The organism is Staphylococcus sp. EG-SA-14 (assembly GCF_017151935.1).
GTDB classification, from domain to species: Bacteria; Bacillota; Bacilli; order Staphylococcales; family Staphylococcaceae; genus Staphylococcus; species Staphylococcus aureus.
In genome coordinates this window covers 1-329 of the sequence record NZ_JACVZM010000078.1, presented here as the reverse complement: position 1 = coordinate 329, position 329 = coordinate 1, and the positions used below count along the sequence as shown (strand labels likewise).

Genomic DNA, 329 nt, shown 5'->3' with positions numbered 1-329 from the left:
CTTTCGAACACTAGCGATTATTTCTTATGAATTCAAGCTTATTTAAAACTCTTTATTCACTCGGTTTTGCTTGGTAAAATCTATATTTTACTTACTTATCTAGTTTTCAATGTACAAATAATGGTGGGCCTAAGTGGACTCGAACCACCGACCTCACGCTTATCAGGCGTGCGCTCTAACCAGCTGAGCTATAGGCCCATTTTTTGAATGTTAAATAAACATTCAAAACTGAATACAATATGTCACGTTATTCCGCATCTTCTGAAGAAGATGTTCCGAATATATCCTTAGAAAGGAGGTGATCCAGCCGCACCTTCCGATACGGCTAC

The 329-nt window shown here is 38.6% G+C and carries 1 tRNA gene; it reads right to left on the bottom strand.

From position 1 onward, the window contains the following. Positions 1-121: 121 nt before the first annotated feature. Positions 122-198: transfer RNA gene (locus IDG63_RS14360), tRNA-Ile, on the bottom strand. Positions 199-329 lie beyond the last annotated feature (131 nt).